This is a genomic window from Burkholderia sp. 572 (assembly GCF_040545135.1).
GTDB lineage: Bacteria > Pseudomonadota > Gammaproteobacteria > Burkholderiales > Burkholderiaceae > Burkholderia > Burkholderia cepacia.
In genome coordinates this window covers 228151-254363 of record NZ_JBEPLH010000005.1, presented here as the reverse complement: position 1 = coordinate 254363, position 26213 = coordinate 228151, and the positions used below count along the sequence as shown (strand labels likewise).

The following is a 26213-nucleotide window of genomic DNA, read 5'->3' as shown; positions in this document are numbered from 1 at the left end:
TTCGCGGTGCGTGCGCGAGTGCGGCGCGGCGGCGCGACGACAGCGGCGGGGGCCGCCGCGTCAAAAGCTTTGCGCTTCCGCGGGCGCTGGATTACATTGTGCGACGCAGCCGCGCCCGATTCGCGCGCGACCCGGCACGCAATGAGACCGGGCGCGTCCGGCCGGCGGCTGTCCGGCCCGGCCGGCCCGCTCTCGCGTGCGCCGTCCGCCAGCCCGTCTTGCCTCTCTCGTATCGCCGTGGAAAACACCGGCTGTCCCGCCCGTTCGCGCGCGGGGCGGCTGTTTTTGGGGGTATCCGGCCGTACTGTGCACGGCCGTTCCGGAGTGATAAGGAGATAGCATGAAGTCGATCGTGTTGAGAGCGTTGGGTGTCGCCGCCGTGGCGGCCTGTCTGTCGGGCAGCGTGTATGCGCAGTCGAGCGATGCGGCGGCAACGGAAGCGCCCGCGGCTGCGACCAGCGCGCCGAAGGCCGCCGCGAAAACCGCGAAGAAGGCGAACCGCAAGCTCGGCTATACGGTGCGCAAGGCGATTTCGAAGGAATCGGGCGTCAACGTGTCGAACCTCGTCGTGCGTTCGAAGGGCGGCGCGATCACGCTGGAAGGCACGATGCCGGCCCAGGACCAGATCGACAAGGCCGAAGCCGCAGCCAAGGGCGTGGCGGGCGTGACGTCGGTCACGAACAAGCTGACGGTTCAGCAGCAGTGATGCCGGGCGGCGGCGCGCGAGCGCCGCGTGCGCCCGTTTCCAGGCGGGCCCCGGCATGCCGGGGCCCGTTTGCGCTTGAGAGGCCGCAAGCCGCATGAAGCGGCGGCGGACCGATAACGATATCGAGAGGGCGGCGATGACGAGGCTCGGGTGGGGTAGGCGGATGGTTTTCGGCGCGGCGCTGGCCGCGATCGCGCTACTCGGCGCCTGCAACGGCGACGAATCGGCCGAGCGCAACCGGTTGCCCGGTTTCGTGTCCGGCAGCGTGCGCACGACAGCCTATGACGGCGCGAGCGACGACCTGCTGACGGCCGGCCTCGGCAAGACGGGCCTCGGCTCGGCCACCGCGCCGGGCTTCGCGAACGCCGCCCGGCCGACGGGCGCCGAGCTGCGCCGCCTCGCGATCTGGTCGAACTACCGCGCGCTCGTCGACATGAGCGCGAACGGCGGCTACGGCCGCTTCTGGGGGCCGAACGTCGATCTCGACGGCAACGCCACGCTCGGCGAAGGCAAGATCCCCGGCACCGAATATCTCGCATACTCCGACGACGGCAGCGGCAGCAAGAACGTGACGCTGCTCGTGCAGGTGCCCGCCAGCTTCAATCCCGCGCAGCCGTGCATCGTCACCGCGACGTCGTCGGGCTCGCGCGGCGTGTACGGCGCGATTTCCGCGGCCGGCGAATGGGCGCTCAAGCGCGGCTGCGCGGTTGCCTACAACGACAAGGGCGGCGGCAACGGCGCGCACGAACTCATGTCGGACACCGTCACGCTGATCGACGGCACGCTCGCCAACGCGGTGCTGGCCGGCACCGCGAGCCTGTTCACCGCGAACGTGACGAGCGGCGATCTCGCCACCTTCAATTCCCGCTTCCCGAACCGCTATGCGTTCAAGCACGCGCATTCGCAGCAGAATCCCGAGCAGGACTGGGGGCGCGTGACGCTGCAGTCGGTCGAGTTCGCGTACTGGGCGCTCAACGAGCAGTTCGGCCCGCTGATCGACAGCTCGCATCACGGCGTGCGCTATCGCGCGGGCGACATCACGACGATCGCCGCGTCGGTCAGCAACGGCGGCGGCGCGTCGCTCGCGGCGGCCGAGCAGGACAATCGCGGCTGGATCACCGCGGTCGTGGTCGGCGAGCCGCAAATCAACGTGCGGATGGCGCCGAACGCGGTCGTGCGCTCGGGCGGCCAGCCGGTGCCGTCGTTCGGCCGGCCGCTGGCCGACTACGCGACCCTCGCGAACCTGCTTCAGCCGTGCGCGGCCGCGTCGGCGTCGCTTGCCGGTGCGCCGTACCTGAGCGCGCTGCCGGCGGCGACCACGCAGTCGATCCGCACGCAGCGCTGCGCGACGCTCGCCGCGGCCGGGCTCGTGTCGGGGGCCGATACGCAAAGCCAGGCCGCCGACGCGCTCGCGCAGCTCCACGCGGCCGGCTATCTTGCCGATTCCGACCTGCTGCAAGCGCCGATGTGGGATTCGCAGGCGATTCCGGCGATCGCCGTCACGTATGCGAACGCATACACGCGCTCGCGCGTCACCGACAACCTGTGCAATTTCAGCTTCGCGACGACGAACCCGGCGACGGGCGCCGTCGCCGCGCCGGCCACGTCGCCGATGCCGGCCGTCTTCGGCGTCGGCAACGGCGTGCCGCCGACGGCCGGCATCGACCTCGTGTTCAACACGGGCGCGGGTATCGACCACCGGCTCGCGACACCCGATGCGAGCTTCGCGGGCGCGCTGTGCCTGCGCCGGCTCTGGACGAACGGGATGCTCGGGATGCCCGCGAACGTCGATGCGGTGCGCGTGAACGCGAACCTGCAGGGCAAGCCGGCGATCATCGTCCAGGGCCGCAGCGATGCGCTGGTGCCCGTGAACCACGCATCGCGCGCGTACGTCGCGCAGAACGGCATCAGCGAAGGCGGGCGCAGCCGGCTCGTGTTCTACGAGGTGACGAACGGCCAGCACTTCGACGCGTTCCTGCCGGTGCCGGGCTTCGACACGCGCTTCGTGCCGGTTCACTACTACAACGTGCAGGCGCTGAACCTGATGTGGCGGCACCTGAAGAACGGTGCGCCGCTGCCGCCGTCGCAGGTGATCCGCACGGTGCCGCGCGGCGGCACGCCGGGCGCCGCGCCGGCGCTGACGAGCGCGAACCTGCCGCCGATCTCGGCCGCGCCGGGGGCGAACGCGATCACGACCGGCGCCGGCACGATCGACGTGCCGCTCTGACGGCGCCCGCCGCGCCGCCCGCACGAAGCCGGACAGCCGTCCGGCTTTTTCCTTTGTGCGAATGGAATCGGTCCCGGATTGGCTTTTGTCCGAATGGCGAGCGCTGTAACAAATTCTTACTTTACGGCGGTAAATCAGAACCCTAATATGCGCCGGTATTTTCACTTAATTTAATAAATTACAGATACGAAGATATTCCTTTCCGTTTAGTTAATCGATCCTTTCGATTTTGTTAAATCGGCTCGAGTCGCGGTTGATCGCCATTCTGCGATTAATCGGTATCTCGCCGAGGGGGATCGTTCGTCTGTTCCAAGCGAGGTGCCCTTGTCGGGCGGGCCTTGCGGGGTGTGTTTTTGCCGTCGATTTTGTGTGCATGCAAATTCGCGCAATGAATTCGTATTGCTGCGGATTATTGAATTGCCGTTTGCAATGGAATTGATTCCATTGTGCGGTTGCAAAAAAACATGGGTGGGGTAAATCGTGCCGATCGGTATTCACCGATCCGGTAAAAAACTCGGAGTGCGTCGCATAACGAATGCATTCCTGGTGCGGAGCGCCGGCGCAAATGATCCTTTGCGACCGGCGGTATTTATCGTTCTGTTCGAGAGGCAATAATGACGACACGGAAGTCCTTGAAAGACGGTTTCGCGCTATTCGGAACGACACTGAGCGTGCCGCTCGCCGCAGCCGCGGCCGCGGCGCTGCTCGTCACGGGGTGCGGCGGCGACGACGGGCCGAGCCCGGCTGCTTCGGCCGCCGCCGCGGCCGCGACGTCGGCCGGCGCCAGCACGTCGGCCAACACCAACGCAACGGCCGCAGCGGCTGACCAGCCGTACGTCGACAACGACGTGTACGGCACCGGGCCGAACGACGCGGTCACGGATTCCACGGAAGGGGCGGCTGTCGTCCACCGTTCGGTCACGATCGGCGGCAAGACCATCAAGTACACGGCTACCACGGGCCACCTGACGACGATCGACCCGGTCACCTCGGCGCCGAACGCGAAGATGTTCTACGTCGCGTACACGCAGGACAATCCGGACCCGTCGAAGCCGCGCCCGGTCACGTTCTTCTACAACGGCGGCCCCGGCTCGTCGTCGGTCTACCTGCTGCTCGGCTCGTACGGGCCGAAGCGCCTGCAGTCGTCGTTCCCGAACTTCACGCCGCCCGCGCCGTACAAGCTGCTCGACAACCCGGACAGCCTGCTCGACCGTACCGACCTCGTGTTCATCAACCCGGTCGGCACCGGCTACTCGACGGCGATCGCCCCGGCGAAGAACAAGGACTTCTGGGGCACCGACCAGGACGCCCGCTCGATCGACCGCTTCATCCAGCGCTACCTGACCAAGTATTCGCGCTGGAATTCGCCGAAATTCCTGTACGGCGAGTCGTACGGCACCGCGCGCAGCGCGGTCGTGTCGTGGGTGCTGCACGAGGACGGCATCGACCTGAACGGGATCACGCTGCAGTCGTCGATCCTCGACTACGCGAATGCGTTGTCCGCGCCGGGCACGTTCCCGACACTCGCGGCCGACGCGTTCTACTGGAAGAAGACGACGCTCAACCCGACGCCGACCGATCTCGACGCGTACATGATCCAGGCCCGCAACTACGCGGACAACACGCTCGCGCCGCTCGCGCAGAAGCCGAACCCGCAGGACGGCGGCTTCGTGAACGTGCGGCTGAACCTGAACCTGCAGACCGCGCAGCAGATGGGCGCGTACATCGGCACGGACCCGACGTCGCTGATCCAGACGTTCGGCAACCCGGCCGCGCTCGGCAACGTGCCGTCGTCGGACGACAACCCGCCGTACACGTTCTTCCTGACGCTCGTGCCGGGCACGCAGATCGGCCAGTACGACGGTCGCGCGAACTTCACGGGCAAGGGCATCGCGCCGTACATCCTGCCGAACTCGGGCAGCAACGATCCGTCGATCACGAACGTCGGCGGCGCGTACACGGTGCTGTGGAACAGCTACATCAACACCGACCTCAAGTACACGTCGACGTCGTCGTTCGTGGACCTGAACGACCAGGTCTTCAACAACTGGGACTTCAGCCACACCGACCCGACCGGCGCGAACAAGGGCGGCGGCAACACGCTGTACACGGCCGGCGACCTGGCGTCGACGATGAGCGTGAACCCGGACCTGAAGGTGCTGTCGGCGAACGGCTATTTCGACGCCGTCACGCCGTTCCACCAGACGGAGCTGACGCTCGCGCAGATGCCGCTCGACCCGACGCTCAAGGCGCAGAACCTGACGATCAAGAACTACCCGTCGGGCCACATGATCTACCTGAACGACGCGTCGCGGACCGCACTGAAGGGCGATCTCGCCAACTTCTACGACGGGATCCTCGCGAACCGCACCGCCCTGCAGCGGGTGCTGAAGCTGCAGGCGCGCACGCAGCAGCTCAAGCAGCAGAAACTGCAGCAGCAGGGGCAGTAAGCGCGGCGGGCGGCTCGAGCCGCCCCGGACGGACGACAGCCCGATCGGCGCAGGCCGGTCGGGCTGTTTTTATCGGCAGCGGAGGGCGCCGCGCGTCGGATGCGCTGGCCGGGAAAGGGCGCAGCCGCGGGTGAAGGGCGGGATCGGCGCCCGCCTACGCGAGCACGAGCCTTACGCCGACCGCGACGAGCGTCGCGGCGAGCAGGTTGCGCAGCAGCCGCTCGGGTGCGCGCGCCGACAGCAGGCTGCCGAGCACGATGCCCGGCAACGAGCCGAGCAGCAGCGACAGCAGCATCGACCAGTCGACCGAGCCGAGCAGCCAGTGGCCCATGCCGGCGACCAGCGTGAGCGGCACCGCGTGCGCGATGTCGGACCCGACGATGCGGGTCGTCGCGAGCATCGGATACAGCAGCAGGAGCACGGTGACGCCGATCGCGCCGGCACCGACCGACGTCATCGACACGAGCACGCCGAGCACGGCGCCCGTCAGCACGGTCGACCACAGCGTGCGCGCGGGGTTCGGCGCGAGCGGGTTGCGCGCGGCGAACGCGGTGAGCTGCGGCCGGAAGATCAGCGCGAGCGACGTGAGCAGCAGCGCGACGCCGAGCACGAGCTGGATCATCCGCGCGGTGCCCGGCGTGTTCATCCCGTGCGTGTGCAGCCACCACAGCGTGATGGCCGCGGCCGGCACGCTGCCTGTCGCGAGCCGGCCCGTGATGCGCCAGTCGATCGAACCCTTCAGGCCGTGGACGAGCGTGCCGGTAGCCTTGGTCGCGGCCGCATAGAGCAGGTCGGTGCCGACCGCCGTCGCGGGGTGGACGCCGAACAGCAGCACGAGGATCGGCGTCATCAACGAACCACCGCCGACGCCGGTCAGGCCGACGAGGATGCCGACGAACAGGCCGGACAACGAGTACAGCAGATCGATATGGGGAAGCGACATCGGAAGGAGGCGGTTATGCGGCGTTCGGCGGTAGCGGCGCGTGGGTCAAAGTCCGCCATTGTCGCAAATGTGGCGGGTCGGTGTACGACTGCGTTAAAAATCGGCCGGGAAGGCGCGGGCGGCAGGCGGCGGTGAAACGGGCGTTTGAACGGGGCAGGGCCAACGTGATGGCCGGTGCCGGCCAGCCACGACAGGACGGGCGGTGCGCGGCACCCGGAAGAAGAAAAAGGGCGCGACGGTGCGCGCCCCAGGTTCGATGCAAACGGCCGGATTCGTCCGCCGCCTGCGGCTCGTCGGCGTCAGTGCATCGCGGGGCCGGCGCCTTCGACGGCGTCCTGCCGCCGGATGCGCAGCGCGAGCCCGATCAGCGCGGCGGCGGCAGCGAATGCCGCGCCGAACGCGAAAGCCGCATGGTAGCCGCCGTTCAGTGCGTCGAGCGGCGCGGCGTTCGCGGCCGCGAGCACGTCGGTGCGGGCGGCCGCGAGGCTCGCGAGCACGGCGAGGCCGAGCGCGCCGCCCATCATGAACGCGGTGTTGACGATCCCCGACGCGAGCCCGGAATCGGCCGGATCGACGTCGCTCATCGCGGCGAGCAGCATCGGGTTGAACGCGACGCCCGCGCCGATGCCGAGCAGCGTCATGCCGGGCAGCACGTGCCAGACGAAGCCGCCGTCCACCGGCGCGCGCGAAAACAGGGCGAGGCCGCAGGCCGCGATCAGCAGGCCGGCCGCGATCGGGCCGCGGATCCCGAAGCGCATCACGATGCGCGCGGACAGCCCGAGCGAGAACGCGGCCATGATCAGGTTCGCCGGCAGGAACGCGAGACCGACCTGCAGCGGCCCGTAGCCGAGCACACGCTGCATGTACAGCGCGGACAGGAAGAACCACGCGAACATCGCGGCCGCCCACAGCACGCCGATCACGTTCGCGAGCGCGACGTTGCGCGCGGCGAACAGCGTGAGCGGCATCAGCGGATGCGCGGCGCGCGCCTCGATCGCGATGAACAGGGCGAGCAGCGCGACGGCCGCGCCGATCAGCACGACGGTCTGCGTCGACAGCCAGCCGGCTTCGTTGCCGCCGACGATCCCGTAGACCGCCAGCATCAGCGACGCGGTCACGGTGACCGCGCCCGCGACGTCGAGCCGTGCGGTGCCGGCCGGCGCGCGCAGGCGCGGCAGCAGCGCGACGCACATCGCATAGACGGCGATGCCGATCGGCAGGTTGACGAGGAAGATCCAGTGCCACGACAGCGAGCTCGTCAGCAGCCCGCCGAGCAGCACGCCGATGCTGCCGCCGCCCGCGCAGACGAAGCCGTACACGCCCATTGCCCGCGCGCGTTCGCCGGGCTCGGTGAAGAGATTCATGATCAGCGACAGCGACACGGCCGACACCACCGCGCCGCCGAGCCCCTGCACCGCGCGCGCGGCGATCAGCATCGTCTGCGATTGGGCGAGGCCGCATGCGAGCGACGCGAGCGTGAAGACGACGAGGCCGGCGAGGAACATGCGCCGCTGGCCATACAGGTCGCCGAGCCGGCCGCCGAGCAGCAGGCAGCCGCCGAACGTCAGCAGGTACGCGTTGACGACCCACACGAGGGCTGTTTCGGTGAAATGGAGGTCGGTGCTGATCGACGGCAGCGCAACGTTCACGATCGTGCTGTCGAGCACGATCATCAGCACGCCGAGGCAGAGGACGATCAGCGCGTACCAGCGCTTTTCGCCGTGGATCCCGTGGGTCATGGGCTTGCAGCCTTCTGATAGTTATTTGAAAGGATGCATTGTAGGCCCCCTCGGCGCGGGCTTCCTGCCGGTTTGTGGCAGGAGCGATGCGTAGTCGCGCGTCCGGGCGGGCCGCGCGTGACGGATGCGACGGGCGTTACGCGCGCGCCGGCAGTTCGCAGCCGTCGGGGCCGCATGCGGCCGCGTCGCTGCCGTCGAGTTCGACGATGCCGTCGCGCCATGCCTGGTCGAGCGCCTGCGCGAACGCGTCGGCCGGCTGCGCGCCCGACACCGCGTAACGGCCGCCGAACACGAACAGCGGCACGCCGCGCCCGCCGATCTGCGCGGCGCGGGCGATGTCGGCTTCGACTTCGTCGCGGTACAGGTCGCTGCGCAGCACGTCTTCGACGGCCGCGCGCTCGAGTCCCGCTTCGACCGCGAATTCGGTCAGCTCGGCGTGATCGAACAGCGAACCGTGCTCGCAGAAATACGCGCGGTACAGCCGCTCGGTCAGCGCATGCGCGCGGCCCGTCGCTTCCGCGAGCTTCACGAGCCGGTGGCCGTCGAGCGTGTCGCCGACGAGCGTGCCGGGCAGGTCGTAACGCAGCCCGACGCTCGCGGCCGCCTCGGTCACCTGGCGCAGCATCTGGTCGACCTGCGCGGGCGACATCCGGTACTTGCCGGCGAGCATCGCCTCGACCGGCTCGACGGGCTGGCCCGGCATCAGCCGGTATGCGCGCAGCGCGACGTCGACGCGCTCGGCGTGTGCGAACGCAGCGAGCGCCTCGTCGAAGCGGCGCTTGCCGATCCAGCACCACGGGCAGATCAGGTCGGACCAGATTTCGACGGTCAGGGTCGGGCGGGCAATCGGGGCGGGAGCGGTCGTCATGGGCGATTCCGGGCAGCAAAAAAATGTAACCGGGACTATATCACTTTGTGCTTCGACGCTTCGTCCAGGCCGGGCGGGCGCGTGAAACGGGCACCCGCCGCATCACGAAGCATAGACACGGAAGCGGCGCACCGATAGCGATGGCCGATACGGGCCGCCGCCGCGCGTCCCGACGATCGGGCGTTTCGTCGTCCCGGCGAACCAGCCCGCCCGCCCCGCGTTTCCCTTACGCGTCGCCCTGAGTTTCCTTCAGGTGCTTGAGGTGTTTGTAGACCGTCGCGCGGCCCATCCCGAGCACATTCGCGACGTAGTTCGCCGCGCTCTTGCCGCGGAACGCGCCCTCCGCGTACAGCGCTTCGACGAGCTCGCGCCGGTGCTCGCGCGTGAGCCCGTTCAGCCCGACCTGCCGCTCGCGCAGCCAGCCGTGCAGGAACGTGTTGATGCGCTCCTGCCAGTCGTCGCGGAACAGCTCGTCCGGCTGCGCGACCACGCCCGCACCCTTGATGAACAGGTCGAGCGTCGCGCGCACCTCGTCGAACACCGCGATGTTGAAGTTGATGCACATCATCCCGGCCGGGTGGCCTTCGTCGTCGAACAGCACGTTGCTCACGCAGCGCATCCGCCGGCCGTCCCAGTTCAGCTTCTCGTACGGGCCGATCACGCGCTCGCGCGCGGAATGATCGATTTCCTCCAGCGCGGAATCGTCGCCGACCTCGCGCTTCGACAGGTTGTTCGCGAGATACAGCACGGTCTGGTCGTGCAGATCGTGGATCACGACTTCCGCGTACGGGAAGAACAGCGCGGCGATACCGTCGGCGATCGGCGCATAACGGGTGAGCAGCAGGTCTTTGACGGGGGATTTCTTCTTGCGCATCGGTGTCGCCATCTCGGGTGGGCGGGGGCCGGGCGGCCCATCGGGCCGGCGAGGCGGCGTGCCGGTGGCCGGCATGCCCGTGCGCCCGCGCGCGGCCGCCGCGGCGGTTGCGCCATTGTATCGGCCCCGCGCTCGCGTGCCGCTCATGCGCGCGTCAGGTGCGCGTACAGCGCGTGCGCGATCGCGATGTCCTCGAGCCCGAGGCCGATCGAGCGGAAGAATGCGTGACGCGCGTACGACGGTGCGGGGCAGGTGCCGGCGACGAGCGCGGGCAGGTCGCCGGCGATCCGTGCGGCTTCCCAGCCGTGCTCGGCCGTCGCGATCTGCATCTCGCCGGCGCTCGCGGGCGTCGTGTGCCGGTAGTCGCAGTACACGTCCATGCCGGGCAGCCAGGCGGGCGGGATCTCGTGCGCGCGCGCGACGTTCGTGCTGATCGACGTGACGAGCGCGGGGCGCGCGAGCATCCCGTCGCCGAGCACGGGCGTGCCCGACGACGTGCACAGCATCACGACGTCCGCGTCGCGCACGCAGGCTTCGACGCTCGCCGCGGCGCGTGCGCGCGGGTCGAGCTGCGCAAGCGCCGCCTGCTGCGCCGCGTCGCCGGCGAGCGCGGGCGAGTACACGCGGATCGTCTCCCAGTCGCGCAATCCCGCGGTGTGCCGCAGGTGCGCGAGGCCGACCGCGCCCGCGCCGACGATCGCGAGATGGCGCGCGTTGCCCGGCGCGAGACAATCGACCGCGAGCGCGGTCGTGCCGGCCGTGCGCTCGACCGTCAGCAGCCCCGCGTCGCACCACATCAGCGGCTGGCCCGTGCGCATCGACATCAGCGCGGTCCACGCGGTGACGATGGGCTTGCCGCCCGTCACGACATACGGCGACAGCTTCGCGCCGAACACCTGCGCGTCGGCGAGCGCGCCCAGATACGTGATGAAGTCGCCGGCCTGCTCGGGAAACAGCGTGAGCGTTTGCGGCGGCTGCACCGCGCGCGCCGCGTCGAGCGACGCGAACATGCTGCGCAGCGTGCCGAGCACGTCGAGCGACGGCAGGGCCGCGCGCACCGTGGCTTCGTCGACGGTCAGCGGCAGGGTCGGGGCGGTTTGCGTCATGGGGACATCTCCGGTCGGGGCCGGACTGGACTGTCTCGATCGACGTGTCCGGCAGTGTTCGTGATGGACGAAAAGTCTAATATAGACAAACGAAATCGGGAGAATTTTTCTTTTCGAGACTGTGTTTCATCGCTCGATTCGGGAAAAACATCGATAAATCAAGGGTGTTTTCGATGTCGGGCGAATTTCAGATGACGCGTATCGGGGCACGATTCTCGTATCCCCTATAGTCTATCGTAGACTTTGAGTCTATATTTCGCGTGCAGGACACGACCCGCCGCCGTGTGGCGACCGCCTGCTTCGAATGCCGATCCGGCGCCCGGCCGCGGCCGTCGTGTACCAATCTTCATCGCCTCAATCCAGAACGGAAGGACCGTCATGAACTGGAAGCTCTCCCTCTGCGCCGCTGCGGCGCTCGCCTGTGCGGCCGTCACGGCCCACGCGGAACAGACCACGTTGCGCTTCGGGATCGAAGCCGCCTATCCGCCGTTCGAGAGCAAGACGCCGGCCGGTCAGCTGCAGGGTTTCGACGTCGACATCGGCAACGCGGTGTGCGCGAAGCTGAACATGAAATGCGTGTGGGTCGAGAATTCGTTCGACGGCCTGATTCCGGCGCTGCAGGCGCGCAAGTTCGATGCGATCAATTCGGCGATGAACATCACCGCGAAGCGCAAGCAGAGCATCGACTTCACGCCGGCGATCTACGTGGTGCCGATCGTGATGGTCGCGAAGCGCGGCTCGCCGCTGCGGCCCGACGTCGCGAGCCTGCGCGGCAAGCACGTCGGCGTGCTGCAGGGCTCGTCGCAGGAGGATTTCCTGAAGGCGCACTGGGCCAACGCGGGCGTGGCCGTCGTGTCGTACCAGGATCAGGACCAGATCTACGCCGATCTTGTCGCGGGTCGTCTCGACGCGGCCGTGCAGGAAGCGCAGACCGCGCAGGACGGTTTCCTCGACAAGCCGGCCGGCCGCGACTACCAGATCGTCGGCGAGCCGCTGAAGGATCCGGCGACGCTCGGCGAAGGCACGGGCTTCGGGATGCGCAAGAACGACAAGGCGCTGCAGGCGAAGATCGTCGGCGCGCTCGACGCGCTGAAGAAGGACGGCACGCTCGGCGCGCTGTCGCAGAAGTACTTCAAGCGCGACATCGTCGCGAAGTAATGACCGCCGCGCGCCGGCCGCCGGGCCGGTGCGTGCCGCATCGAATCTCGACGCAGTACGGGGAACCATGGATTTCGACGTCATCGTTCTGGGGGCCGGCATCGTCGGCGTGTCGTCGGCGCTGCATCTGCAGGATCGCGGGTTGCGCGTCGCGCTCGTTGACCGGCGTGCGCCCGGCGAGGAAACGAGCCACGGCAATGCGGGGCTGATCGAACGCTCGTCGGTCGTGCCGTACGCGTTTCCGCGCCGGCTCGGTACTTTGCTGCGCTATGCGCGCAACCGCTCGGTCGATCTCTACTGGGACTACCGCGCGCTGCCCGCGTATGCGGGCTGGCTTGCGCGCTTCTGGCGCGAATCGTCGCCGCAGCGGCTCGCGGCCGCCGCGCGCGACCTGCTGCCGCTCGTCGCGGCGAGCGTCGTCGAGCACGACGCGCTGCTCGCGCGTACCGATGCGCAGCCGCTCGTGCACGACGGCGGGTGGATCGAGGCGTTCCGTTCGCCCGCGCTGTTCGATGCGGAAACGCGCGTGCAGCAGCGCGTGGCCGACGCGCACGGGCTGCGGATGACGGTGCTCGACGCACGTGCGTTGCGCGCGGCGGAGCCCGGCGTCAGCGACGCGTTCTGCGGCGCATTCCACTGGCAGGACCCAAAGACCGTGTCGAGCCCGGGCGGGCTGACCAAGGCCTACGCCCGGTTGTTCGAGCGCGACGGCGGCACGTTCGTGCTCGGCGATGCCAAGACGCTCGCGCAGGTGGAGGGCGGCTGGCAGGTCGGTACCGAACACGGGCCGATCTCGGCGCGCTCGGCGGTGGTCGCGCTCGGGCCGTGGTCCGATCACGTGTTCGCGCCGCTCGGCTACCGGATTCCGCTGCGCGCGAAGCGCGGCTACCACATGCACTACCGGCCGACGCGCGCGCCGTTGAACGTGCCGGTGTGTGATACCGAGGAAGGTTTCGTCGTCGCGCCGATGGAAGGCGGCCGCCTGCGGCTCACGACCGGCGTCGAGATCGCGCTGCGCGGCGCACCGCCGACCGGCGTGCAGCTCGCGCGTGCGGAGCCGCTGGCGCGCGACGCGTTCGGCATCGGCGAGCGGCTCGATCCCGAGCCGTGGCTCGGGATGCGGCCGTGCACGCCCGACATGCGCCCGGTGATCGGGCCCGCGCCGCGCCATCGCCACCTGTGGTTCGCGTTCGGCCATTGTCACCACGGGCTCACGCTCGGCCCCGCGACCGGGCGCCTGCTCGCCGAAATGATGACGGGCGCGCCGACCTATATCGATCCCCATCCGTACCGGCCCGCACGCTTCGGCTGATCCGGCGGCGCGCGCAGCCTCGCGCGCGCCGGTTGCGACGCGGCCTTTACAATGTTTCATTCTGCTATCCGGATTACCGGAAATCGCGCAATCGGAAATGATCTGCGTAATCGGCAAGAAAGATGATCGCCAAATAAAGAAAATCAGCAAATCGGCGATTTATCAATGCATTTTCATTTTGCTGAAATGCGTAATCGGCAGCCGCTCGTGACGGTCTGATGCACCACCCTGGCGGCGCGCTCCGGTGTTACGCGGAATGTACCGGAACACGTTACCACGGGGCTCGCAAACGTTACGTTACATCCGTGCTCCGATGCCCTTTTTCATCAGATGATTGCGATGCCGGGGTCATGCTTTTCGTCTGAAATCGATTAAAAAAGCGTTATTGATCGCTAATAGACAGACGAATCAATCCGGTTTTTCGAATTGGCACACTTCGTGCAATCCGTCCCCATGCTTTATCAACGTTGTGCCAACCGAGATGGGGAAAAACAAAGATGGGACAAAATCTGAAATTGACGGGTGCAGCGCTGTCGGTCGCGACGGTGTTCGGGGTGCTGGCTTCGGGTTCCGCGGTGGCGGGGCCCCTTGATGGGCTGCCGATCCCGCAAGTGATCGTCAACCCGCCGACGAACAGCGTCTCGGTCGGGCTGGTCGCGACGGGGACGTCGCCGCTGGGTTCGGTCACCGTGGCGGCGGGCGGGGCGGGCGCGATCCAGACGTCCCTTGGCGACCCCGGCCAGGCACTGTCGGGCGCCGTGGGGGCGGTGACGGGTGCGCTGAGCGGCGGCAACCCGGCCGGCGCGTTGACCGGTGCGCTGAATACGGCGACGGGGGCGTTGGGCAATGCGGTTGGCACGGCGACGGGGGCGCTGGGCAATGTCGGTGGTGGCGCGAATCCGCTGGCGCCGGTTCAAGGTGTCGTCAATCAAGTGACGGGTGCACTCGGCGGTGGCAACCCGGCTGGTGCGTTGACGGGGGCACTCGGCACGGTGACCGGTGCGCTCGGCAACGTCGGTGGCGGGTCGAATCCGCTGGCGCCGGTTCAAGGTGTCGTCAATCAAGTAACGGGTGCGCTCGGCGGTGGCAACCCGGCTGGTGCGCTGACCGGCGCACTCGGCACGGTGACGGGCGCACTGGGCGGTATCGGCGGCGGCTCGTACCCGCTGGGGGCGGTTCAAGGCGTCGTCAATCAAGTCACGACTGCGCTCAATACCGGCAACCCGGCCAGCGCATTGACGGGTGCGCTCGGTACCGTGGCGGGTGAGCTCGGTGCTGGCAATCCGGCCGGCACGGTAACCGGTGCAATCGGCAACGTGACGGGTGCGCTCGGCGCATTGGGCGCTATCGGCGGCGGCAATCCCGCGGGTGCGCTGACCGGCGCACTGAACACGGCGACCGGGACGCTAAGCAACGCACTCGGTACCGCAACGGGCGCGCTCGGCGGCGGCAACCCGGCAGGCGCACTGACTGGCGCACTCGGTACGGTCACGGGCGCATTGGGCGGCATCGGCGGCGGTTCGAACCCGCTGGCCCCGGTGCAAGGCGTCGTGAATCAGGTCACGGGTGCGCTCGGCGGCGGCAACCCGGCTGGTGCGTTGACCGGTGCACTCGGTACGGTAACGGGCGCACTGGGCGGCATCGGCGGCGGTTCGAACCCGCTGGCCCCGGTGCAAGGCGTCGTGAACCAGGTCACGGGCGCGCTCGGCGGCGGCAACCCGGCAGGCGCGCTGACCGGCGCACTCGGCACGGTGACGGGCGCGTTGGGCGGCATCGGCGGCGGCTCGAACCCGCTGGCCCCGATCCAGAACGTCGTCGACCAGGTCACCGGTACGCTCGGCAGCGGCATCCCGGCCGGCACGCTCAGCAACGCGGTCAACACGATCACGGGCACGCTCGGCAACGTCGGCGGCGCGGGCAGCCCGCTGGCGCCGGTGCAGGGTGTCGTCACGCAGCTTGCGGGCACGCTCGGCGACTCGAATCCGCTGGCGCCGGTGCAAGGCGTCGTGAACCAGGTCGTCGGCACGCTGTCCGGCGCCGGTGGCGGCAGCCCGATCGCGCCGATCACGAACCTCGTCAACGGCCTGCAGAACGCGCTGCCGACGGGCGGCAACGCGGCTGGTGCGCTGACCGGTGCACTAGGCTCGGTGACGGGCGCACTCGGCAACCTCGGTGGCTCGAATCCGCTGGCCCCGGTGCAGGGTGTCGTGAACCAGGTCGTCGGCACGCTGGGCAACAGCAATGCGGTCGGCACGGCCACGAACGCACTGGGTAACGCGGTCGGCTCCGTCGTGGGCGCACTCGGCAACCTCGGCGGCACGAACCCGCTGGCGCCGGTGCAGGGCGTCGTGAACCAGGTGGTCGGCACGCTCGGCAACCTCGGCGGGTCGAACCCGCTGGCGCCGGTGCAAGGCGTCGTGAACCAGGTCGTCGGCACGTTGTCCGGCGCGGCGGGCAACAACCCGATCGCACCGATCACGAACCTCGTGAGCGGCCTGACGGGCGGCAGCAACCCGGCCGGCGCACTGACCGGTGCGCTCGGTTCGGTGACGGGCGCACTCGCGAACGGTCCGGTGGCCCTCGGGCAGGCGGCCGGCGCGCTGTCGGGCGCGGCCGGTTCGACGGCAGCGGCGGGCGGCAGCCTGCTTGGCTCGGGCGCGAACGCGGCCGGCGGCACGGCGGGGGCGGTTGGCTCGCTGCTGACGACGGGCGGCAACGCGACGGCGACGGTCGTCAACGCGGTCGGCACGACGGTGGGCACGGCGCTCGGCTCCGCGCCGGGCCTGTCGGTCACGCCGCATTCGGGCAACAGCGCGCCGGGCAACCCGCTCGCACCGGTGTCGTCGCTGCTCCAGTCGCTGACGGGCGCACTGCCGAGGTAAACGGCCGGACACGCACGGCGGCGCGAGATCGGCCGCCGTGCGCAACGGTTCGCGCAACGCGGCATGACAGGGATGTCATGCCGCGTTGTCCTTTTTGGGGCGCGCTTTCTTTCGTCGCATGAACGGCCGCGGCATGAACGGCCGCGGCCGGCGTTCGTCGGCCGACGCGGAATAATCGGCCTCCTTCGTCCGTTTACATACCGAATCCCGGCAGCACCGGCCGGCGGGATAATGGTCGCGACGAAGCCGATCGTCCCTGCCGGTGCCGCCGTGTCGCGATGCCGTGCCAAGGAGAAAGGACATGAAACGGATACTCGTTGCCGCCGCGCTGACGGCGGCTATCGTGCGGCCGGCCGCCGCGGAACCGCCCCGTGCCGGCGACGGCAAGCTGGTCGACGAAGATCGCATGACGCTGTACGTGTTCGATCGCGACGCGCCCGGCAAGAGCGCGTGCGACAGCGCGTGCGCGGCCAACTGGCCGCCCGCGCTCGCCGACGCGTACGACAAGGCCGTGGGTGCACTGAGTCTCGTCGCGCGCGACGACGGCCGCAAGCAATGGGCGTATCGCGGGCGCCCGCTGTATCGCTGGAAGCAGGATCGCAAGCCCGGCGACGCGGGCGGCGACGGGATCGGCGGCATGTGGCACGTTGCGCGCCCGTGACCGCGTGGCGGTGCGCGAGGCATCCTGATGAGCTATGAATCGGATCTGCTGGTGTGGCTGCCGCATCTCACGCGCTATGCGCGCGCGCTGACGGGCGACCGCGCCTGGGCGGACGATCTCGTGCAGGACACGCTCGAGCGTGCGCTGAACCGGCCGCCGCGCGATGGCGGCAACCTGCGCGCGTGGCTGCTGACGCTGCTGCGGCACCGCTTCATCGACCAGTTGCGCGCGCGGCACGAGATCGCGGTCGACGATGCGACGGCGCCGTGGCAAACGATGGCCGCGCCGGCCGGCGAGATCGGCGGGCTGGTGCTGCGCGACGTGCAGCGCGCGCTGTACCGGCTGCCGGTCGAGCAGCGCGAGGTGTTGCTGCTGGTCGCGCTCGAGGAGTTGAGTTATCGCGACGCCGCACAGGTGCTCGGGGTCCCGGTGGGAACGGTGATGTCGCGCCTCGCACGGGCGCGCGGGCAGATGCGCGCGATGCTGTCGGACGAGCCGTCGGCGCACGGCACGCCCGCGTTACGGGTGATCGGGAAGACATGATGGACGAACCGCGCAAACCTTCGAACGACGAGCGGGACGACGATGCGTCGGCGCAACTGCTGTCCGCGTTGCTGGACGGCGAGCTGTCCGGGCGCGAGCGAAACGAGATGCTCGAGCGGGTGCAGGCCGATCCGGAGGAGGCCGAACGATTCGCGCATTACCGGGCGCAGCGCGACGCACTGCAGGCGCTGTTTCCGCTGCCGGGTGCCGCGCCCGCGCTGTTCGTGCAGCGCCGCGCGCCGCGTCGGCGCGGGATCGCCCATGCGCTCGCGGGGCTCGCGGCCGGGCTGCTGATCGGCATCGCGCTGCACGCGGGCTGGGTCGCGCTCGACAGCGAACCGGCGTTCGCCGCGCGCGCGGATGTCGCGTACGCGACGTACGTGGCCGATCGCGAACATCCGGTCGAAGTCGGAGCGGGCGACCCGGAACGCCTCGCCGGGTGGCTGTCCGCGCGTCTCGGGCGGCCCGTGCGCGCGCCGTCGCTCGACGAATACGGCTACGCGCTGCTCGGCGGACGGCTGCTCCCGGGCGACGCGGGGCCAGCCGCGCAACTCATGTACCAGCGCGCGGACGGCGAGCGCGTGACGCTGTACATGACGGCCTACGACGCACGGCGCGTCGCGCCGCGGGCGATGTCGGCCGGCGACCGCTACACGTATTTCTGGTCGGATCGCGGGATGGGCTACGCGTTGTCCGGCCAGGGCGATGAACGGCGCCTGCGCGAACTCGCGATCGAAGCGTGCGGTGCGCTCGGCGGCCAGACCGACGCGTGGAAGGGGTGATGCGCGCGGCGCCGGTACGGAGCACGAGATGAAGATGACGATGACGAAGGGGCTCGTGCTGATCCCGTTGCTGGCGGCACTCGCCGCGGGCACCGCGCTTGCCCGGGCGGAGGGCGACGTACCCGTGCGCGTGCCCGTCGACGCCGACGGCGTGCAGCGGGTCGCGATCGTCGGCGGCAGCTATTTCTTCCGACCGAACCACGTGATCGTGCGGGCGCACGTGCCGGTCGAGCTGACCGTGTCGGCCGAGCCCGGCCTGGTGCCGCACAGCTTCGAAATCGATGCGCCGCAGGCCGGCATCGCGGTGCACACGGCACTCGGCACGACGCCGAAGACGTTTCGCTTCACGCCGGCGCAGCCGGGCCGGTTCGCCTACTATTGCACGCATCGGCTGCTGTTTTTCAGCAGCCATCGCGAGCGCGGGATGGAAGGCGTGCTCGATGTCGAGGCGGCGCCGTGATCGCCGCGTTGCTGGCCGCGAGCCTGATAGGAGCGAGCATGACCGCCGACCCCGTGACCGTCGCGCAGGCGCATTTCGACCACGTCCGCTCGTACCGCGCGACGATCCGCTCGTCCGCGCGCAGCGGCGAACATACGGAATTCCGCTACGCATACCTGAAACCGGGCTTCGTCCGGATGGATTTCGTGTCGCCGCATCACGGCGCGGTGCTCGCGTACGATCCCGGCGACGGCAAGGTGCGGCTGCGCCCGTTCGGCGCGCATGCGCCGCCCGCGCTGACGCTGTCGCCGTCCAATCCGCTCGTGCGCGACCGCAGCGGCCACCGGGTCGACCGGTCCGACGTCGGCGAACTGTTGCGCAACGTTCATGCGCTGCAGGAGGGCGGCTCGACGGTGACCGAAGGCGAGGAGGCCGTCGGCGGCCGGACCGCGCTGCGCGTGTCGGTTACGGGCGCGCCCGCGCATGCGGTCGACGGCGTGCATCGCTACCGGCTGTGGCTGGATACGGAGGACGGCTTTCCGCTGAAGGTCGTCAGCTTCGCGGACGATGGCGACGTGCCGCTCGAAACCGTGACGCTCGACGACGTCGAGATCGACGTCGCGTTTCCCGAACGCTTCTTCGCGCCCTGAGCGGTGCGCTGACTCATGCCCCTGACGGGCATGCCGGAGGCTGCATGGCGGAATACCGGTTCTCGACGACCTGGCGCGTGGACGCGCCGCTCGCGGCGGTGTGGGACGCGATCTACCAGGTCGACCGCTGGCCCGACTGGTGGAAGGGCGCCGTACGCACCGTCGAGATCGAGCCGGGCGACGTGCGCGGCGTCGGCGCGCTGCACCGGTACACGTGGAAGGGCGCGCTGCCGTACCGGCTGACCTTCGACATGCGCGTGCGACGCGTCGAGCCGCGTCATGCGCTCGAAGGCCGCGCGAGCGGCGCGATCGAGGGCGACGGATGCTGGTCGTTCGCCGCCGACGGCGCACGCACGATCGTGCGCTACGACTGGCACATCCGCACGCACGTGCGCTGGATGAACCGGCTGGAGCCGCTGGGGCGGCCGCTGTTCCGATGGAATCACGACGTCGTGATGCGCGAAGGCGCGAAGGGGCTCGCGCGGCTGCTGGGCGCGGCCGTCGAGACGGACGGCCGGACTTTCCGGCCGTTGCCGGATGCGGGTTGCGCCGATGCCTGAATGCGCGTGAACGTGTGTAAAAGCGCCGAACGCCGAACGCCGAACGCCGAACGCCGAACGCCAAACGCCGAACGCCAAACGCCAAACGCCAAACGCCAAACGCCAAACGCTCAGCGCGCGTACGCCATCACCGCGCCATCCACCACCAGGGCGACACGTTCGCCCACGGCCGGACACCGGTGTCCCGGCACGCGTGCGCGCACGAGCACCTCGGGATCGGCATCGAGGCGCACGACCACGTCGGCATCCTGGCCCGCGAACCGCGCGGCTTCGACGCGCGCCGTATGGCCGCGCGCGGCATCGGCCTGCGTGACCGGCACGATGCCGATCTGCTCGGGGCGCAGCATCGCGTCGGCCGGCCCGTCGGGCAGCGGCGCGACGAGCGGCAGTTCGCCGAGCGCGCAGGCGATGCGCATGCTGCGCACGCGGCCGGCGAGCAGCACGGCCTGCCCGACGAACGACGCGACGTCGCGCGTGACCGGCTGCCGGTACAGCGTCTGGGGCGCGGCCGTTTGTACGAGGCGGCCGTGCCACATCACCGCCACTTCGTCGCCGAGCGTCATCGCCTCGGGCTGGTCGTGCGTGACGAGCACCGATGTCGCGCCCGCCGCGGCGAGCGCATCCGCGACCGCGCTGCGCGTTTCGTGGCGCAGCGACGTGTCGAGCGCGGAGAACGGTTCGTCGAGGATCACGAGCGACGGCTCCGGCGCGAGCGCGCGGGCGAGCGCGACGCGCTGCTGCTGGCCGCCCGACAGTTGCTGCGGCGCGCGGCTCGCATACGATGCGGGCAGCCCGACCATCTCGAGCAGTTCGTCGACGCGATGATGGCGCCGCCGCGCCGCGCGCGGCAGCCCGAACGCGATGTTGTCGGCCACCGACAGATGCGGAAACAGCGCGCCTTCCTGCGGCACGTAGCCGATCCGGCGCGCCTCGGGCGGCAGGTGCAGGTCGGGTGCGGCCACGCGGCGCCCGTCGATTTCGACGGTGCCGCGCTCGGCGCGCTCGAAGCCGCACAGCACGCGCAGCAGGGTCGTCTTGCCGCTGCCGGACGGGCCGAGCAGCGCGAGGCGCGAACCGCGCCGCACCGTGAGGTCGATGTCGTGCAGGACGGTATGCGATCCGAACGATTTGGACAGGCCGTGGATGCGTAGTTCGCTCATGGGCGGTTCCGGGGAAAAAGGGCGGCGCTCAATCGCGCACCGACGCGCGGCCGAGCAGCAGGAACAGCAGTCCCGATGCGCCGAGCGACAGCGCGACGAGCAGCGCCGCATAGGGCGCCGCGGCGGCGAACGCGAGCGTCGCCGTATCGCTCCACACCTGCGTCGCGAGCGTGCGCGTGCCGATGGGCGACAGCAGCAGCGTCGCGTTGAGCTCCGTCACGACCGAGATGAACACCATCGTCGCGGCCGCGCCGAGGCCCGGTGCCGCGAGCGGCAGCACGATGCGCGTGAGCGTCGCGCGCCAGCCGAGGCCGAGCGAGCGCGCGGTTTCCTCGAGCCGGACCTGCACGTGCGACAACGCGGCGCGCACGCTGACGACCGCGAGCGGCAGGAACAGGATCGCGTACGCGGCGACGAGCGCCGGTGCGCTCTGGTAGAGCGGCTGCAGCAGCCGCACCGTGATCGACACGATCGCCAGCGCGACGACGATGCCCGGCACGCCCTGCACGGTCATCGCCGTGCGCTCGAGAAGGGTGGCGACGCGGCCCGGATAACGGACCAGCAGGAACGCGAGCGGCAGCGCGAGCAGCGTCGTGACGGCGGCCGCGCCCTGTTGCGTGAGCCAGTAGCCGATCATCGCGAGCGGCACGCCGAGCGTCGCGGCGGCGAGCGTGGCGAACGCGACGGTGACGGGGCCGCGCAGGTTGCCGAGCGGATAACGCATCGCGACGCGGCGTGCGGCGCGGTGCGTATGACCGTAGCGCGCATGGCCGCGTGCGCGCGCCTCGATCGTGAGGCACAGCAGGCACAGCGCGATCAGCACGCAGCCGAGCAGCGATGCGCCGCCGCCGTCGAACGCGGTGCGGTATTCCGCATAGATCTCGGTCGTGAACGTGCGAAAGCGCAGCAACTGGAATGCGCCGAACTCGGACAGCACGCCGAGCGCGACGAGCAGCATCCCGCCGCACAGCGCGGGGCGCAGCTGCGGCAGCACGACGCGGAAGAAGGTATGCCACGGCGAGCAGCCGAGCGTGCGCGCGCTTTCCTCCAGCGCGGGGTCGAGCTCGCGCAGCGCGGCGGCCACCGGCAGGTAGACGAGCGGGAAATACGCGGAGGTCAGCACGATCAGCGCGCCGAGGAAATCCTGCAGGTCGAGGCTCAGCGACACCCACGCATAGCTCGTGATGAACGGCGGCACCGCGAGCGGCGCGGCCGCCAGCGCGGTCCACAGCGGCCGGGCCGGCAGGTCGGTGCGCTCGATGAACCACGCGAGCGCCGTGCCGAGCAGCGTGCATGCGAGGGTCGCGGCGAGCGTGATCGACAGCGTGTTGACGAGCAACTCGCCGACGAGCGGGCGCCACAGCAGCTCGATCGCATCGTCGACGCCGAAGGTGGCCGCGCGGTACAGCGTGAAGCCGAGCGGCAACAGGATCGCGAGCGGCCCGCACGCGGCCGCGGCGACGAGCGCGCGCGACGGGCGCCGCCGGGTCGCGGTGCGCTCGCCGTCGCGCGCGGTGCGCGCCGTGCGGGACACGGCGTCGCTCATGCTCAGAGGAGGCCGGCCTGACGCAGCAGCTTGCCGGCCTGGCTGTCGTCGCCGAGCTGTTCGAACGTCAGCGCCGGCGGGCTCAGTTCGTTGAACGGTTTCAGGATCGGATCGGGGGCGACGCCCGGATGCAGCGGATACTCGAAGCTGACATGGCCGCCCGCCATCAGCTTCTGCGCACGCTCGCTGACGAGATACGCGACGAACTTCTGCGCTTCCGGCTGGTGCTTCGACGCTTTCAGCACCGCGGCGCCGGACACGTTGACGGCACCGCCGACGTCGCCGTGGCCGAAGTGGTGGATCGCGCTGCGCGTCGACTTGTCGCCGAGTTCGGCGTGCAGGCGGTCCCAGTAGTAGTTGTTGACGATGCCGGTCAGCACGCCGCCGCGGTTGACGGCCGCCGTCACGCCTTCGTCGTCGTCGAAGATCTGCGCGTTGGCCTTCAGGCCCTTCAGCCATTGCAGCGTCGCGGCCTCGCCGTGCAGCGCGAGCACCGCGCTCACGAGCGGCAGGAAGTCCGCGTCGCTCGGCGCGACGCCGACCTTGCCCTTCCATTCGGGCTTCGCGAGATCGAGCAGCGACGCGGGCAACTGCTGCGGCTGGATTTTCGCGGTGTTGTAGACGAGCACGTTCTCGCGCGCGAGCACGCCGACCCAGTTGCCGTCGGCCGGGTTGAAGCGCGCGGGCACCGACTGCAGCGTGGCGCCGTCGGTCTTCGCGAACAGGCCCTTGCGGTCGAGCAGCACGAGCTCCGGCGAGTTTTCGGTGAAGTACACGTCGGCCGGCGTGCGGTCGCCTTCCGCGGCGATCTGCGCGGCGAGCGCGGGGCCCTCGCCCGAGCGCACCTTCACGGTGATGCCGCTCTGCGCTTCGAAGTCCTTGACGAGCTGGTTCACGACTTGCTCGTGCTGCGCGTTGTACAGCGTGAGCGTCGCGGCATGCGTGCGGGTGGCGTGCAGCGCGCCGGTCAGCATCAGCGCGGCGGCCGCCGCGGAAATCAGGTGCCGCAGCGGGCGGCTAACGGGTGAAGTGATCATGTCGTTTTCAGCAGGTTGCATCCGGCCGGGCCGGAAAGGTGTGCGTTGGCTTGCGCGGCGCGACGTCATGCGTCGAACAGCGCGGCGCCGATGTACGAACCGGGTTGCGCGCCCGGCGGGCACGCGAAGATCGCGCTGCCGACGTGCGTGGTGAACTGGTTCATGATGTCCAGCTTCGAGAGCTTCTCGTTGATCGGAATGAAGCCCTTGCGCGGGTCGCGCTGGTGCGCGACGAACATCAGCCCCGCGTCGTACTCGGTCTGCTGGCGCCACGGCGGCCAGCGTTCGATGTAGAAGCTCGTGCTGTCGTTGTACGAGTACGCGCGGCGCAGGATCTGCGCGCCGTTGTTGACCTGCGGCGATGCGAGTCGCGCGTGCGAGTTGTCGGGGATCACCGGGTTGCCGTCCTTGTCGGCCGCGTCGAGGTCGAGCGCCTCGAACTCGTCCTTCTGGCCGAGCGGCGCGCCGCTGTATTTGTGGCGGCCGACCACCTGTTCCTGGAAGCCGAGCTCCGTGTTGTCCCAGTGTTCGAGCGTGATGCGGATCCGGCGCACGACCGTGTAGGTGCCGCCGTTCATCCATGCCGGGCCTTCGCTGCCGGCCCACACGAATTCGTTCATCGCGGCCGGATCGGACATCGGCGGATTCATCGTGCCGTCCTTGAAGCCCATCAGGTTGCGCGGCGTCTCGCCGGGCTTGCCCGACGTGAAGCCGGCCTGGCCCCAGCGCATCTGCGTCGCTTTCGCGCCGAGCCGCACGAGCTGGCGCACGGCGTGGAACGCGACCTGCGCGTCGTCCGCGCATGCCTGGATGAACAGGTCGCCGCCGGTTTTCTCGGGCAGCAACTGGTCGCCGTTGAAACGCGGCAGGTCGACGAGCGCGGCGGGGCGTTGCTTCGCGAGGCCGTAGCGGTCCTTGCCCGCGAGCGCGAACAGGCCGGGCCCGAAGCCGAACGTGATGGTCAGGCGCGCGGGGCCGAGGCCGAGCGCGTCGCCCCCGTCGGCCGGCGCGACTTCGTCGCCGCCCGTCGCAGCGAGCGGTTGCGCGGTGTCGCCGCGCGTCATCCGCGCGGCGGCGTCGGTCCAGGTCTTCAGCAGCGCGATGACGTCCGCGCGCTGCGTCGTCGTCAGGTCGAGCGCCGCGAAATACGCGTGGCGCTGCTGCGGCGTCGCGATGCCGCTCTGGTGCTGGCCGTAGAACGGCTCGACGCCGTCGTGCGCGGGGGCCGGTGCGGCGGCGGGGGCATCCGCCGCCTTCGCGGCCGGCATCGACGCCGCCGCGAGGCCGGCGGCCACCGCGGCGCCGCCCGCCTTCAGGAAGCCGCGCCGTGCGGGGCGGGGCGGCTGGTTGTGATCGTCTGCCATGGTTCGTTCCGTTACTTCGCGAGCAACAGCGTGTTGACGTCGTCCGCGACGTAGTAGAAGCCGTCGCCCTCGGGCGTCATCGCGATGCCGAACAGGTTGCCGTTGCCGGGGGGCGACTGCGCCTTGTCGGTGTTGATCCAGCGCGCGTAGAGCTGCTTGCCGGCGACTGGGTCGATCTCGACGACCTGGCCGTTCTGCGCGTTGGTCGCGAGCAGGTGGCCGTTCGGTGCGGTCGCGAGCGCGAGCGGGCGGCGCAGGAAACCGTCGGCGGTGACCTGGCGGCCGACGCCCGCGCTGGTGTCGCGCGTGAGCGGATCGTCGATTTCGACGATCCGGTTGCCGATCGCGTCCGACACGTACAGCTTCTTCTGGTCGCCGGACAACGCGAGGCCGGTCGGGCCGACCAGGAACACGCCCTTGTCGGCCTGCGCGCCGAGGCCGCTCGCGACGACCGTTTCCTGCTTGATCACGGGCGGCTTGCCCGCCGGCACGTCGAGATCGAGGCGCAGCACGGTCGCCTGCTTGTAGACGGGCGGGTTGCCGTCCGCGCGGCCGACGCCGAAGCCGGCCATGCTGACGAACAGCGTCGCGCTGTCGCTGCGGTCGACCACGGCCATGTTGCCCCACGGGTCGTTGATGTTCGGGGTCGACCACGTCGATGCGATCTTGCCCTGGGGATCGAGCACGATCAGGCAGCCGGCCCCCTTGGTGTTCGTCGTGCCGTCGTTGCTCGGCGTGCTGCCGACGATCACCCAGCCGGATTTGAGCATCGTCATCGCCGTCGACAGGCCGATGCCGCCCGGGCACGCCTTCAGGTCGCGCGGGATCGATGCGAACAGGCTCAGCTGCTTCGTCGACGGGCGGTAGTCGACGATCGTGCTGCCGGTACCTTGCAGGTTCGCCGCGTTGTTGAAGTTGTCGACGAGCACGTCGCCCGCCTGGATCGTCCCGGCCGACACCGGCGCGACCGCGATCGCGTACGGGTTCTGGTCGCCGTTGTCGGGCACCGTGTTGACGAGCGTGGTGTGGCGATGCAGCGTCTCGAGGAAACCTTGCGGCTCGGCGAGTGCGCCGGCGGCGGCCGTCAGTGCGGCGGCGGCCAGTGCGCCCGTCGCGAGGCGGCGAAGCGGGGCGGATTGAATCATTTGAATCTCCTGGAGGGCGCGCCGTCCGGGCGGCGCACGAAAAACGGGTCGCGTGGGCGCG

General features: G+C 69.7%; 22 protein-coding genes. 12 read left to right on the top strand and 10 right to left on the bottom strand.

The genetic code is table 11. The features are described 5' to 3' along the window. Positions 1-340 precede the first annotated feature (340 nt). The 3 genes from ABIC51_RS12090 (at position 341) to ABIC51_RS12080 (ending at position 5383) form a co-directional block, all read left to right on the top strand. The gene (locus ABIC51_RS12090) at positions 341-706 is read left to right on the top strand and encodes a BON domain-containing protein (protein WP_021157129.1); all 366 of its coding nucleotides are present in this window, start codon (positions 341-343) and stop codon (positions 704-706) included. A gap of 136 nt (positions 707-842) precedes the next feature. Then, positions 843-2933: a D-(-)-3-hydroxybutyrate oligomer hydrolase gene (locus tag ABIC51_RS12085; RefSeq protein ID WP_124533993.1), complete on the top strand. Its 2091-nt coding sequence runs from the start codon at positions 843-845 to the stop codon at positions 2931-2933. Between the two features lie 614 nt (positions 2934-3547). Then, positions 3548-5383, top strand: a complete 1836-nt coding sequence (locus tag ABIC51_RS12080) for a S10 family peptidase (protein WP_175863752.1) — start codon at positions 3548-3550, stop codon at positions 5381-5383. Positions 5384-5537: 154 nt separating this feature from the next. Here the strand turns inward: ABIC51_RS12080 and ABIC51_RS12075 are convergent, their stop codons facing one another. The 5 genes from ABIC51_RS12075 to ABIC51_RS12055 all read right to left on the bottom strand — a co-directional run bounded on the left by ABIC51_RS12075 (position 5538) and on the right by ABIC51_RS12055 (position 10913). Next, entirely contained in the window at positions 5538-6326 is a 789-nt protein-coding gene (locus ABIC51_RS12075) for a sulfite exporter TauE/SafE family protein (protein WP_027788233.1), read from the bottom strand. A gap of 299 nt (positions 6327-6625) precedes the next feature. Then, positions 6626-8065 carry a DHA2 family efflux MFS transporter permease subunit gene (locus ABIC51_RS12070; RefSeq protein ID WP_175862063.1) on the bottom strand — a complete coding sequence of 480 codons (1440 nt, stop codon included), beginning with the start codon at positions 8063-8065 and terminating at the stop codon, positions 6626-6628. Between the two features lie 136 nt (positions 8066-8201). After that, positions 8202-8933 carry a DsbA family oxidoreductase gene (locus tag ABIC51_RS12065; RefSeq protein WP_027788231.1) on the bottom strand — a complete coding sequence of 244 codons (732 nt, stop codon included), beginning with the start codon at positions 8931-8933 and terminating at the stop codon, positions 8202-8204. 226 nt (positions 8934-9159) lie between these two features. Further along, positions 9160-9954, bottom strand: a complete 795-nt coding sequence (locus tag ABIC51_RS12060; protein WP_027788230.1) for a helix-turn-helix transcriptional regulator — start codon at positions 9952-9954, stop codon at positions 9160-9162. Next, a complete protein-coding gene (locus ABIC51_RS12055) occupies positions 9951-10913 on the bottom strand; it encodes an ornithine cyclodeaminase family protein (RefSeq protein WP_354006492.1) in 963 nt (320 codons plus the stop codon). Before ABIC51_RS12055 ends, ABIC51_RS12060 begins: the two co-directional genes overlap by 4 nt. A gap of 378 nt (positions 10914-11291) precedes the next feature. Between ABIC51_RS12055 and ABIC51_RS12050 the strand changes: the two genes are divergently transcribed. The 9 genes from ABIC51_RS12050 (at position 11292) to ABIC51_RS12010 (ending at position 19900) form a co-directional block, all read left to right on the top strand. Continuing rightward, positions 11292-12071: an ABC transporter substrate-binding protein gene (locus tag ABIC51_RS12050; RefSeq protein WP_124672043.1), complete on the top strand. Its 780-nt coding sequence runs from the start codon at positions 11292-11294 to the stop codon at positions 12069-12071. 67 nt (positions 12072-12138) lie between these two features. Then, positions 12139-13383, top strand: a complete 1245-nt coding sequence (locus ABIC51_RS12045; protein WP_226229851.1) for an NAD(P)/FAD-dependent oxidoreductase — start codon at positions 12139-12141, stop codon at positions 13381-13383. Positions 13384-13880: 497 nt separating this feature from the next. Continuing rightward, the gene (locus ABIC51_RS12040) at positions 13881-16265 is read left to right on the top strand and encodes a beta strand repeat-containing protein (RefSeq protein WP_354006491.1); all 2385 of its coding nucleotides are present in this window, start codon (positions 13881-13883) and stop codon (positions 16263-16265) included. A 301-nt stretch (positions 16266-16566) separates the two neighbouring features. Then, the gene (locus ABIC51_RS12035; protein WP_027788225.1) at positions 16567-16926 is read left to right on the top strand and encodes a COG4315 family predicted lipoprotein; all 360 of its coding nucleotides are present in this window, start codon (positions 16567-16569) and stop codon (positions 16924-16926) included. Positions 16927-16953: 27 nt separating this feature from the next. After that, the gene (locus ABIC51_RS12030; protein ID WP_027788224.1) at positions 16954-17469 is read left to right on the top strand and encodes a sigma-70 family RNA polymerase sigma factor; all 516 of its coding nucleotides are present in this window, start codon (positions 16954-16956) and stop codon (positions 17467-17469) included. Further along, positions 17466-18251 (top strand): anti-sigma factor family protein, encoded by a 786-nt coding sequence (locus tag ABIC51_RS12025; RefSeq protein WP_027788223.1) that lies wholly within the window; start codon positions 17466-17468, stop codon positions 18249-18251. The genes ABIC51_RS12030 and ABIC51_RS12025 overlap by 4 nt, the downstream gene beginning before the upstream one ends. A 40-nt stretch (positions 18252-18291) precedes the next feature. Next, positions 18292-18711 carry a cupredoxin domain-containing protein gene (locus tag ABIC51_RS12020; RefSeq protein WP_088611360.1) on the top strand — a complete coding sequence of 140 codons (420 nt, stop codon included), beginning with the start codon at positions 18292-18294 and terminating at the stop codon, positions 18709-18711. Then, entirely contained in the window at positions 18708-19340 is a 633-nt protein-coding gene (locus ABIC51_RS12015) for a LolA family protein (RefSeq protein ID WP_027788221.1), read from the top strand. Before ABIC51_RS12020 ends, ABIC51_RS12015 begins: the two co-directional genes overlap by 4 nt. A 44-nt stretch (positions 19341-19384) precedes the next feature. Next, positions 19385-19900 (top strand): SRPBCC family protein, encoded by a 516-nt coding sequence (locus ABIC51_RS12010; protein ID WP_049097657.1) that lies wholly within the window; start codon positions 19385-19387, stop codon positions 19898-19900. 110 nt (positions 19901-20010) lie between these two features. On the opposite strand, the gene ABIC51_RS12005 is transcribed toward ABIC51_RS12010, so the two are convergent. The 5 genes from ABIC51_RS12005 to ABIC51_RS11985 all read right to left on the bottom strand — a co-directional run bounded on the left by ABIC51_RS12005 (position 20011) and on the right by ABIC51_RS11985 (position 26152). After that, the gene (locus ABIC51_RS12005; RefSeq protein WP_175853347.1) at positions 20011-21060 is read right to left on the bottom strand and encodes an ABC transporter ATP-binding protein; all 1050 of its coding nucleotides are present in this window, start codon (positions 21058-21060) and stop codon (positions 20011-20013) included. A gap of 28 nt (positions 21061-21088) precedes the next feature. Beyond that, on the bottom strand, positions 21089-22606 hold the full coding sequence (locus ABIC51_RS12000) for an ABC transporter permease (RefSeq protein ID WP_354006490.1): 1518 nt from the start codon (positions 22604-22606) through the stop codon (positions 21089-21091). A gap of 2 nt (positions 22607-22608) precedes the next feature. Further along, positions 22609-23643 carry an iron ABC transporter substrate-binding protein gene (locus tag ABIC51_RS11995; protein ID WP_354006489.1) on the bottom strand — a complete coding sequence of 345 codons (1035 nt, stop codon included), beginning with the start codon at positions 23641-23643 and terminating at the stop codon, positions 22609-22611. A 65-nt stretch (positions 23644-23708) separates the two neighbouring features. Next, a complete protein-coding gene (gene efeB / locus ABIC51_RS11990) occupies positions 23709-25007 on the bottom strand; it encodes an iron uptake transporter deferrochelatase/peroxidase subunit (protein ID WP_226152141.1) in 1299 nt (432 codons plus the stop codon). A gap of 11 nt (positions 25008-25018) precedes the next feature. Further along, entirely contained in the window at positions 25019-26152 is a 1134-nt protein-coding gene (locus ABIC51_RS11985; protein ID WP_146253404.1) for a hypothetical protein, read from the bottom strand. Positions 26153-26213 lie beyond the last annotated feature (61 nt).